Origin of the sequence: Microcystis sp. LEGE 00066 (assembly GCF_015207925.1) — a bacterium.
Taxonomy (GTDB): domain Bacteria; phylum Cyanobacteriota; class Cyanobacteriia; order Cyanobacteriales; family Microcystaceae; genus Microcystis; species Microcystis ichthyoblabe_A.
This window is the reverse complement of the sequence record NZ_JADEVX010000156.1, coordinates 1-10253: the sequence shown is the minus strand read 5'-3', so window position 1 is coordinate 10253 and position 10253 is coordinate 1. Positions and strand designations below refer to the sequence as shown.

The window sequence follows — 10253 nt, the reverse complement described above, 5'->3', positions numbered from 1 at the left end:
AGAGGGAATGCTATCCATCTCGGAATGGTTGGCAAAATCCTCCAGTGTTTTTACTAAGAGTTGTCAAACAATCCGAAACTGGTTTGGAGAAATAATTAGTTATTTCGAGCGAAGGACAACGAATGGGGTGGTCGAGGGAATCAACAATAAACTTAAACTAATAAAAAGAAGAGGCTATGGCTTTAGAAACTTTCGGAATTTTTGGGTTAGAAGTATGTTATCTTGGCATCTTGTCTGTTGATTTAGCATAAAGAGTAACGAAGAGCCTAAAAATTTCAGTGGCGAGGATATGCTCACTGCTACAGTTAGCGATGGAGAGAAAATAGTGCTGTGGCCTCCTAGCAACTCGGAAGATGTTAATTCTAATCTTGATAGCAAATCGATTAGCATCACCGTTGTTCCTACCAATCCTCCTCCTATTATTACCGTACCAAGTAAGCAATTCACTAACCAAAATACTGACTTACCAATTAGTGGAATGACTCTCAGCGATCCCAATAATCCAAACCTGACAGTCACTCTTGAAGTCACCAATGGTATTCTTACTGTTAAAACAGACATACCTAATGGACTAACCGCCAACAACATCGAGAATAATAAAACCAAAAAAATTACTCTCAAAGGCGATACGACTAAAATTAATAAAACTTTAGCCAATGCCGCCGGAATCATTTACCGAGGTCGGCAAAACTACGCTGGTTCAGACAATCTAATCATCACAGCCAGTGATGGCAGTAAAACTGATAGGGAAACTATTGGTATTACTGTTAATGATAATCCTGTCATTAGTATTGCTAAAGTTCCTGAAGATGTTTCCTCTGTCCCATCTGGTAGCAGTAATGCCACAATTGTAGGAGAACCAGGGCAGAAAAATATTCGCAGGGGTCCTGGTTTAGAATACCCAACAAGACATATTGCCTATCCCGGCGATCGCGTTCAAGTTATCAAATCTGTTAGAAATAGCGATAACTTCATTTGGTATCATATTTATTTTCCCCAATCAGGAGCAGATGGATGGATTGCAGGTAATTTACTTGCTGTTGATGGTCAAACTACTTATCCAAGTCAACCGCAAATCCAACCTCCATCTCAACCTCCACCAAAAGCTTCGTCCAGAGGAACCAATGCTACAGTGAGCGGTACTCCAGGAACTAAAAATATGCGTTCTGGTGCTGGAACTGCTTATGGGGTGGTAGGAACTGTTCGTACAGGCGATCGCCTACAAATTTTGGGCAGTAGCTATGATAGAGGGGGTTATCAGTGGTATAAAGTCTATCATCCTCAGTCTGGTACGACAGGCTGGATTGCTGCTCAATTAATTAGCTCTGACTAGCTCTAGTGTAATTTTTCATCTACTACAACTAATATGAAATCTTTTATTTCAGATTTTCGATATTTTATTATTCCTATAATTGTTGTAATGGGTGTATCGATTTATTTAGGGTTTAAACAGCCGACTGAACCGCCAACTACTGCGATAGTTTCTACCTCGCCGTCGGTTTCTTCTACTTCTCTAATTTCTCCTGCTTCTATCCCTAAAAATACTCTAACGCCTCCCTTACAGCGACCTTATCCTTTGGCAAATACATCCAAAGCTCTGCCAGTTCCTTCGCCCATGGTTACTGGTGCTGATGATATCTATTCACTATCTTCGCCACCTCCCAATCAGACTGTACTTTCACCCCCTAACCAAACTGAAATTCCTTTTCATATAAAATACGAAGAAAATGCTAATGATTTAGTGGAAATTGGTATTTTCTACGAACGTAAAGCATATCTAAATCGAGAAGCGGCAGAGATGTTTAAACAGATGCAATTAGCCGCTCAACAAGAGGGAATTGAGATCATTCCTGTTTCTGGCTTTCGCTCAGTTGCCGATCAAAAAAAGCTGTTTGAGCGACAAATTCAACGCCAAGGAAGCAAGAAAGCAGCCTCTAAACTGAGTGCGCCTCCAGGTTTCAGCGAACATCATACAGGCTATGCTCTCGATGTTGGTGACGGTAAAAGTCCTAATACTGTCCTCAAATTGACATTCGACTCTACTGAAGCCTATCGCTGGCTAGAAGTTCACGCTGCTCAATATGGCTTTGAACTATCATTTCCGAAAAACAATTTTCAAGGTGTTAGTTATGAACCTTGGCACTGGCGTTTTGTCGGTTCAGCAACAGCTCAAGAAATTTTTAGAGTAGCAAAGACACAAAGACAATGATTATACCTGGACTTCCCCGTTGACAAAAGGCCATTGGATAAAATTCTAGCGTTAAAACCAAAAATGTTGGGTTATTCGTTACTTGGTATGATTATATAGGGAGGCATAAATCGACTAAATCCTGATCTGGCAAGAGATTTAATTGATTAGTTCGCTCCAGATCGCAAACAATTGACAAAAATCGCAGTAATGTCTGTTTCTATAAGGGTTTCATCCCTTATAACCCTGTCCGTTGCATAAGACAAACCGAAGAGATCAAGAAATTAACTAATTAATTTAACCTTTGCCCCCACCCAGTCAAACCAAGTTTAAAATGTGAATGGTTTTATTTTCCCAGTACACAGGGATAGAGCTTCTCGTTTTTCGGGACGAGTCCTGAGATAATCTTCTAACCAAAAACAACCTCGATCGAGCAATTTTTGTAAATAATTATATTCTGTTTCTAAGGGCCAGCGATGCTTTTGACCATCCCTAGCAATAATCACAATCTCTTGACTATCAGGACTAAAAGCGATCCCATAGACGATATCTTCTTCTATTTTAAACTCGGAGCGCAAATTTCCGTCAATGTCCCAGCGTCTAGCTGTACCATCCCTTGAAATAGCAGCGATTTTTTCACCATCGGGACTAAAACTAACTCCATAAACGGGAAAAGAATCGGTTTTAATCTCCTTTAAAAGATTGCCCTGCAAATCCCAAATTTTAATCTTTCCTCGAGTAGCGGTAGCAATTTTTTGATGATCGGGAGAAAACACCAAATCATAGATAATACTATCATCAACTGTCCAAGAATTAATCAATTGAGGTCGATGATTATTTAAGTGCCAGTATTGAACTTTTCCCTCGCTTGTTCCCGTGATTATTGCTGTTCCCTCTCCATTAAAAGCAAGACTATAAATCGGTACTTGACTAGCAGTAAATTCTTGAAGCATTGTTCCTTTTTGACTCCAGATTTGGACTTTTCCGTTTCTTCCTGTAATCGCTATCTGATTACTATCGGGATGAAAAGCTATACTATAGATTGAACGCATTTTTGTGGTAAATTCTCTAATTTTTTTACCTTGTGAATCGAGTAAAGTAATCTGACCATCTTTGTTAGCAATAGCGATAATATTGCCCTGGGAATTAATGGTAACACTGGTATTATCGGCCCTAGTTTGATTTAAATTGTTCAGTTGCCAAATTTTAGCCGTTTCATCACTCGATCCAGTTACCACCTGTTTTCCATCTTGACTAAATACAGCAGTAAAAACTGATTCTTGATGTCCTCTGAGAGTAGTTATTTCTTCCCCTTGCATTCCCCAAATTTTAGCACTACCGTCACTAGATGCGGTAATTATAAACTGTCCATCAGGACTAAAATTAACACTGTTGACAAAATCTTGATGTCCCCGGAAAGTAGCTATTAAATTTCCCTCTAAATCCCAGATTTTAGCAGTTTTATCGGCCGCTGCCCCGGCAATTTTTTGACCGTCGGGACTAAAATTAACACTATAAAAAGCCTCAGTATTTTCTTGACCTAAACTCAAGATAATTTTACCTGATAAATCCCAGATTTTAATCGTACCATCCCGGGAAGCGGTGGCAATTTTTTGACCATCGGGACTAAAACTAGCTGCATCTATCGATCTTTTATGTCCCTTAAATACCTGTAAAGTTTCACCTGATAAATTCCATAATCTAGCGGTTTTATCCCTGGAAGTGGTGACAATTTTTTGACCATCGGGACTAAAACTAACACTATAAACTGATTCTTGATGGTCAGGATAGGTGACTAAATTTTGCCCTTGCAAGTTCCAAATTTTGGCGGTTTTATCTTCGGAAGCGGTGGCAATTTTTTGACCATCGGGACTAAAAATAACACTATAAACTGCTCCCTGATGACCTGTCAAAGTTTGAATATTCTCACCTTTTTGATTCCAAATTTTTACCGTTTTATCTTGGGAAGCACTGGCTATTTTTTGACGATCAGGACTAATACTAACACTATAAATAGTTCCCCGGTGTCCTTGCAGTTGGTTTTTTTCTTGAATACGATCTAAAATTTGTTGTAGGGTAATAATTGGACTGGTAGCAGGATATTTACTCAAGGTTTGGTCATCAGTAACGATATTTTTTAAACTATTTACTGCTTGCATCGCCGCCATTAAAGATTCTAATTGTTCAAATTGAAATTGTTGCCAATCACTATCACCCTTGCGCTGTAATTGAATACCTAGTTGAGCGGTTTCCACTTGTTGCCATGCTTGTTTTACTTGAATAAAAGCTAAGAGAGAACCCAAAAGAGAAGCAATTAAAATTACCGAGCCAATTTGAATTCTTTTGGTGGCTTTTTGGTGAGCAATTGCTAGAATTTTATTAGCTTGCTTCTGAGTTTCTAGACTAATTTCTGCCTCTCTTTTATCGAGATTTTGACTAGCAGTTAAAAACTGATAATCAAGATTACTTAAGCTTTTTCCCTGAGACCAATCGAGGGCATTATTTAAAGCTTTTCCGCGTAAAAGCCGCGATTCATCGGTATAATTAGACTGTTGCCAGGCGGCGATCGCTTCTGAGTAGGGACGCAATTGCTCTAATTGTTTTTTCACCCAATTGAGATTAAATATTTCTCGATAAATAGGATTATAAACTACTAACTGATTATCCTTTTTTACCACCAAACCCGATAACCTTAATTCCCCTTGTTCTGGACTATCATCGCACAGGATTGATCCCTTTTCTAAAATTTGTTGATAGATACCTAACAAACGACCCGCTTTGTCTTGATTTCTTAACAAGCGATCGGCAATAGTTCGCAGATGCACTGGTTCATCTTGAGATTCCCAATTATTAATAATTCTCTCTTTGATCAGCGTCTCAATATCTAAATTACTTTCCAGCAATAGCTGACAGATTTTCTGGGTTAAAAATGGCTGTCCTCCCGTCCAAAAAATAATTTTTTCTAAGCAGTCGGGTTGATAATTACTTTGACCGTATAATCCCGCAGCTAGAGGAGCAATTTCTGCAAGATTAAATCCCGTTAATTCGATCGCCTGGCCGATATTAAAAGATGTTTGCGTCTTTTCGCGAATTAAATCTGCTGGGGTAGCCACACCGAATAAAGCAAAAGTAATTCTTTCATACTGGGAATTTTCCGCTCTTTGGTTATAACAATAACGAATCAGGGAAAAAAAGTCATCTAGAGAAAACTGTAAACTGAGAATTTTATCAATCTCGTCAATAAAAATATATATTTTCTCTCCCCGACAATAAACTAATAAAACTTCCTCAATAAATTGTCCCAAACGCTGCACGGGGGGTAAATCCTCTCGCTCGCGCAACCAGGATTTAAGATTAATTTTTCCCGTCAGATTAAATCCTAAAAACAAACGGGTGATCACGCCGTTATACCATTGGGATAAATTATCATTACTACCAAGACTGGTTATATCTACGGACGCGCAATCCCTGCCCAATTGCTGTAAAATATGAGTTACTCGTACCCTTAAACTGGATTTGCCCATCTGACGACAGTTAAAAACGTAGCAAAATTGACCATTTTTCAACGCAGTTAACAGTTCTCGATCGGCATTTCTCTCGATATAGGTAGGATGGTTATAAGCAAGACTACCCCCGACACGATATTGATAATTCATGATTCTTAAACAAAATTATTTCAATGTCACCAAAAGAAATAAAATAGACAATTGTGATTTAGATATCTATAATGCAAGGATAATCGCTATTGACAACCTATCCCCAAGGCAATTATGAAGAAAACTTTTTTCACCTCCATCGCCGTTAGTGCCACCCTCGTCAGTGGTATTGTTTTAGGTACTCTTGATGCCGGCAGCGCTTCCGCTTGTGCTTTCGCTAAAGGTAAAAGCATTTTTGGCAGCAATACCACCTTCCATGTGAATCCTAACAAACTTATTTTAGGGGTTGCCGCCGCTACAGGAGCAATCACCGTAGCTGGTGTTTTAACCTACCGTCGTTTTCACTCTGCGCAGCCTCCCGAAGATACCACCGCTAACCTGCCGTCGGTATTTCCTATCCCCATTCCCCCCGCAGCTTTAAATCAGGCAGTGGAAGTGGAAGAAGCGGCAGAAACCAGCAAAATCTCCTAAAAATCCGCTAGATTTCCTCAAAAAAGGTGTTGGCATCCCCGCAGCTTTCCCGCTAGGCAACACCTTTTTCTGGCTAATTGTGTCCCAGTTATCAGAATTTCCAGCCATTTTTAAGTTATGTTAAAAGGTGCAACCCTACCACCAGAGGTAAAGATGGGCAACTCCACCACATTTTCTGACACCCCACTTCACAAAGATCATCACACTTGGGAGCATTTAAAACAAGCCATCGCCGCCAGTTCCGGTTTTCGGCGTTGGCAGCAAGAACAACTAGAATCAGGTAAAAATAGAGACGATGCTGATGCTCGCATTTGTTCCTATCTACGGGAAACTTTAGAAACTTTAGCCTACTAGATTGATGCTCCCCAGCTATGACGGCATGGGGACTTTTTTTGTCCGTTTAAGCTAATTTGCGGGCCTTATTTTCTGCGAGCTTCGTAACCCAATAACCAGACAAAAGCGACAATTAAAGGAAGCAAATAATAAATAGCTCGATAGGCGATTAAAGAACCGAAAAGCTCGGCATTAGATACATATTCTGGCCGTAATCTCAGCATGATAAACTCAAAAACACCTATCCCCCCCGGCACATTGCTTAATACCCCTGCTGTCATGGCAAATACATAGAGACCGAAAAATCCTAAAAACGAAGTATTATGGTTGTCTGGGAGTAGAAGATATAGAACTCTAGCGGCTAATATCCAATCAATAAAAGTCAACAAAATCAAAGCCAAGGAAAGAGTCCAAGAGGGTAAATAGATATTTTCTTTGCCGATTTTTATCGGTTTTTTATAAGTGAGAGTCAAGAAAAAATAGCCCGTAACCAGCAATAAAAAAATTATTCCTAAAGGTTTAGTAGTTAAAAAAGGTAATTTTAAAAGTTGAGGAATCCGTTGGGGATCAACGAGGAAACTTACACCACCAATCCCTAACATTCCTAACCAAAAGCTTAAATGGGTAAAAGTGATGACTTTGGCAATATCCACCACCCCCACCCCCGCAGGAGTATAGAAACGATAACGGATCGCGGTCCCAGAAAATAAGGTTAAACCAATGGTATTACCAAGGGCATAACTGATAAAAGCAGTGCGGATAATAGTACCTAAAGCTAAGGGATGATTGATATAATAAAAACCTAGGCGATCATAACCCGTCATCGACAAATAACCCAAAGCCATCCAAAAAACAGCTTCTAGCTTACGACTTGTGGTAATATGATCCAAACTAGCCAAGAGTTGGGCAAAAGTGTAGTGTTTAAATTCTTGACTAATTGCCCAGACCGCTAGAATAAACAAACTCAAGGACAGGATAATCGGAGCAAAACGCAGGATTTTTTTATACATCTTATTTTTTACTAATTAAAATGAGAAAATCAAAGCTAGATTTAGCTAACCGTTTAAATCAATCCCGAAAAAGGAAATATAATAAATTCTTGACTTCCTCCTTATATTTAACAACTATTCTGGTTTTATGTTATCTAGTTTATCTCAATCTTCCTTGGTCTTTCCATCTTTTTGTGCGTTGGGCGACTAAAGGGGGTGATTTAGACAAAATTCCTGCCAAATTTTATGCAGAACTTAATCAATTATGTTTGAGGGCAGATAGTAGGGGCGAAGTAAGAACGAGAAACTATACAGAATATACAGAAATTGCCGAATCTCTTGGTACATTTAGATGTACTTTAGTTAATGGTGGTCAAGAGTGGTTAATAGAAGATTATAAATCTTTTAGTTCTGCCGATGAAGCGATTTTAGGCACTCAGTTGGCGGTTTTTATCACCGAGATTTTGGGAACAGGTTATAGTTATAGAATCCGCGCTCGTATTCCCAGATACTAAGGAGCAAATAACTCCTGAAAAAAAACCTGTAAACCTAGGGATGGGTTCTGCACCCATCCTTAGAAAAAATTAGTTTTCCGATAGGGGTTTGGATCGGGAAGGCCGAGGGATAGGGGATTGTCCGGGGGCAAAAGGTCGCTTTTCTCCTTCCCCTTCCGGTCGAGAATATCTATCGGCCGAGGGATGACGATTTTTATCAAAAGGCTTTTTAAAACCTCCCTTACCCATCGGTTTTTTCTTACTGGCAAAACCGAGGTCTAAACCTTCCAAAATAGTTAAGGCATCTCCTTTCAGTTGTACCTGAAAATCCCAAAAACGACCGATCGGTTTACCTGGTAAAGTGCCGCGCAATTTTAGTTTAAAAAACTTGGGTTTGTCCGCTTCAGTTTTGGGCATCTGTCGGATTTTGACCACTACCGCTTGATTTTCCCGTTCAGTAAAGATGACTTCGCCTCGAATTGAAAAATAACCCGGGGTAGAAGCGAGGAGAGGCTCTATCTCCTGATCATCCTCTTTTTTCAGGGTTTCTGGTTCCCAAACACCGACAATCTGAACATGAAGGGCATCATTTTCCTGACGGGTGCGGGGATAAACCACCCAAAGATGGGGTTTTTCCAGATCGAGATGATTTTTAACCAAACTGATCACCCGACCGAGAATCACAGAATCGATCAGAGTACCATCGGCAGTTAAAATATTGCCTTTAGTTAATTGTTCCTCCGATCGCTGATAATGGCCATAGACGAGACCGATCGCCCGATACTGCCGCAGATGACTGGGAGGGGGGATCGGTTGTTGACGTTTGACTTCTTCGGGGGTGGCTGACTCTACGGCTGAGTCAGCCTCAGTATGGGGGGACTCAAGGGGGACTTCCTGAAGTTCCACTTCAGGAGTCGGGGGGGTTTTCGGTGATTCGGTAAACCGATTCCCAGGACGATTCATATCACACTCCTAGCGGCGGAGACACATAGTAAATTAGTAATCAAGCAAGTCAAAAGCGCGATCTGGGGGGTTGCAATAACCCTCTAGGGCGACTCTACTGGCATCTAGTATATTAAGAACCATGATCTTCTGACTGTCAACCTTATCAAAACCCTTTTGAGTCTTGACTGTCTGCCCATTGTACTCAATAAAGAGCGGCGAATTCGAACGATCCCCTCATCAAATCTCCAGATTTCCATAACATTTTCCTGTCTGTCCCCTCCCACCCCAGTCTATGAAAGCCTCTCTCTCTAACCGTCGTTGGCTGTCCATCGGTCTCATCCTGATGTTATTTGCCTTGCTGTCTTTCTCAATCATGCCGCTATTGACTTCTATTCTCCAGAGTCAGCACTCCTCGAGCCAGAGTCATCTGTCCGCAGTGAAACAAGAGGAATTAGCCAGTCAAGCACTGGGTTATCAGATGGTTTTAGAGCGTGAACCCGATAATCAGGCAGCTTTGCGGGGATTATTAGATACTCGCCTACAGCAGGGCGATTTAAAGCAAGCGATCGAACCTTTAGAAAAATTAGCGCAACTTAACCCCCAACAATCCGATTATCTACTACTTTTAGCGGAAGCAAAACAGCAAATAGAGGACTATGCAGGGGCCACAGCCAGTTATCGCAGCCTTTTGGCCTCCCATCCCCAAAATCTACGGGCCTTAACTGGATTAACTAATTTATTTCTCAGCCAAAACCGCCATACCGAGGCGATTAGTCTAGTCAAAGACACGATTGATCGCGCTTTAAAAGCCGCTGCCGATCCCAATAATCCCGCTAGTTTAATCGATATCGTTTCCGTTCAGTTACTTTTAGGCAAAATCTATTTTGAGCAGCAAAATTATCCGGAAGCTTTAAACGCCTATAAACAAGCTCAACAGATGGATGTTAACGATTTCCGACCGATTTTAGCGACGGCGATCGTACTAAAAGAACAGGGCAAAAATCAAGAGGCTCAACCCCTCTTTCAAGAGGCTCTCAGTCGCGCTCCTTTTGCCTACAGAGAGGAGATTCAGTCCCTAATCAGGAGTCAGGAGATAGGAGTCGGGAGATAGGAGATAGGAGATAGGAGATAGGAGATAGGAGATTATTTTATTTATTCTCCCCACACCCCACACCCC

Annotated in this window: 10 protein-coding genes; 7 read left to right on the top strand and 3 right to left on the bottom strand. The window is 40.7% G+C overall.

Translation table 11 applies throughout. The features are described from left to right. The 3 genes from IQ224_RS18005 to IQ224_RS17995 form a co-directional block, all read left to right on the top strand. Window positions 1–241: transposase (locus IQ224_RS18005; RefSeq protein WP_194032751.1), on the top strand; the 241-nt coding region annotated here is incomplete at its 5' end. A 48-nt stretch (window positions 242–289) separates the two neighbouring features. Then, window positions 290–1333 (top strand): SH3 domain-containing protein, encoded by a 1044-nt coding sequence (locus IQ224_RS18000; RefSeq protein WP_194033299.1) that lies wholly within the window; start codon window positions 290–292, stop codon window positions 1331–1333. 33 nt (window positions 1334–1366) lie between these two features. Further along, complete coding sequence (locus IQ224_RS17995; protein WP_002744881.1) at window positions 1367–2209, top strand: D-alanyl-D-alanine carboxypeptidase family protein; 843 nt, start codon at window positions 1367–1369, stop codon at window positions 2207–2209. A gap of 308 nt (window positions 2210–2517) precedes the next feature. On the opposite strand, the gene IQ224_RS17990 is transcribed toward IQ224_RS17995, so the two are convergent. Then, window positions 2518–5844 carry an AAA-like domain-containing protein gene (locus IQ224_RS17990; RefSeq protein ID WP_194033298.1) on the bottom strand — a complete coding sequence of 1109 codons (3327 nt, stop codon included), beginning with the start codon at window positions 5842–5844 and terminating at the stop codon, window positions 2518–2520. Window positions 5845–5958: 114 nt separating this feature from the next. Between IQ224_RS17990 and IQ224_RS17985 the strand changes: the two genes are divergently transcribed. Continuing rightward, window positions 5959–6315 carry a hypothetical protein gene (locus tag IQ224_RS17985; RefSeq protein ID WP_194033297.1) on the top strand — a complete coding sequence of 119 codons (357 nt, stop codon included), beginning with the start codon at window positions 5959–5961 and terminating at the stop codon, window positions 6313–6315. A gap of 117 nt (window positions 6316–6432) precedes the next feature. After that, window positions 6433–6669 carry a hypothetical protein gene (locus tag IQ224_RS17980; RefSeq protein WP_002738997.1) on the top strand — a complete coding sequence of 79 codons (237 nt, stop codon included), beginning with the start codon at window positions 6433–6435 and terminating at the stop codon, window positions 6667–6669. Between the two features lie 65 nt (window positions 6670–6734). On the opposite strand, the gene IQ224_RS17975 is transcribed toward IQ224_RS17980, so the two are convergent. Beyond that, the gene (locus IQ224_RS17975) at window positions 6735–7658 is read right to left on the bottom strand and encodes a lysylphosphatidylglycerol synthase domain-containing protein (RefSeq protein ID WP_002744873.1); all 924 of its coding nucleotides are present in this window, start codon (window positions 7656–7658) and stop codon (window positions 6735–6737) included. Between the two features lie 20 nt (window positions 7659–7678). On the opposite strand from IQ224_RS17975, the gene IQ224_RS17970 reads away from it, so the two are divergent. After that, window positions 7679–8152, top strand: coding sequence for a hypothetical protein (locus IQ224_RS17970; RefSeq protein WP_002744871.1), 474 nt, complete (start codon window positions 7679–7681; stop codon window positions 8150–8152). 69 nt (window positions 8153–8221) lie between these two features. On the opposite strand, the gene IQ224_RS17965 is transcribed toward IQ224_RS17970, so the two are convergent. Then, on the bottom strand, window positions 8222–9094 hold the full coding sequence (locus IQ224_RS17965; RefSeq protein WP_002792756.1) for a hypothetical protein: 873 nt from the start codon (window positions 9092–9094) through the stop codon (window positions 8222–8224). A gap of 274 nt (window positions 9095–9368) precedes the next feature. Here IQ224_RS17965 and IQ224_RS17960 point away from each other — a divergent pair, with 274 nt between their 5' ends. Further along, window positions 9369–10187, top strand: a complete 819-nt coding sequence (locus IQ224_RS17960; protein WP_002792755.1) for a lipopolysaccharide assembly protein LapB — start codon at window positions 9369–9371, stop codon at window positions 10185–10187. Window positions 10188–10253: the final 66 nt, after the last annotated feature.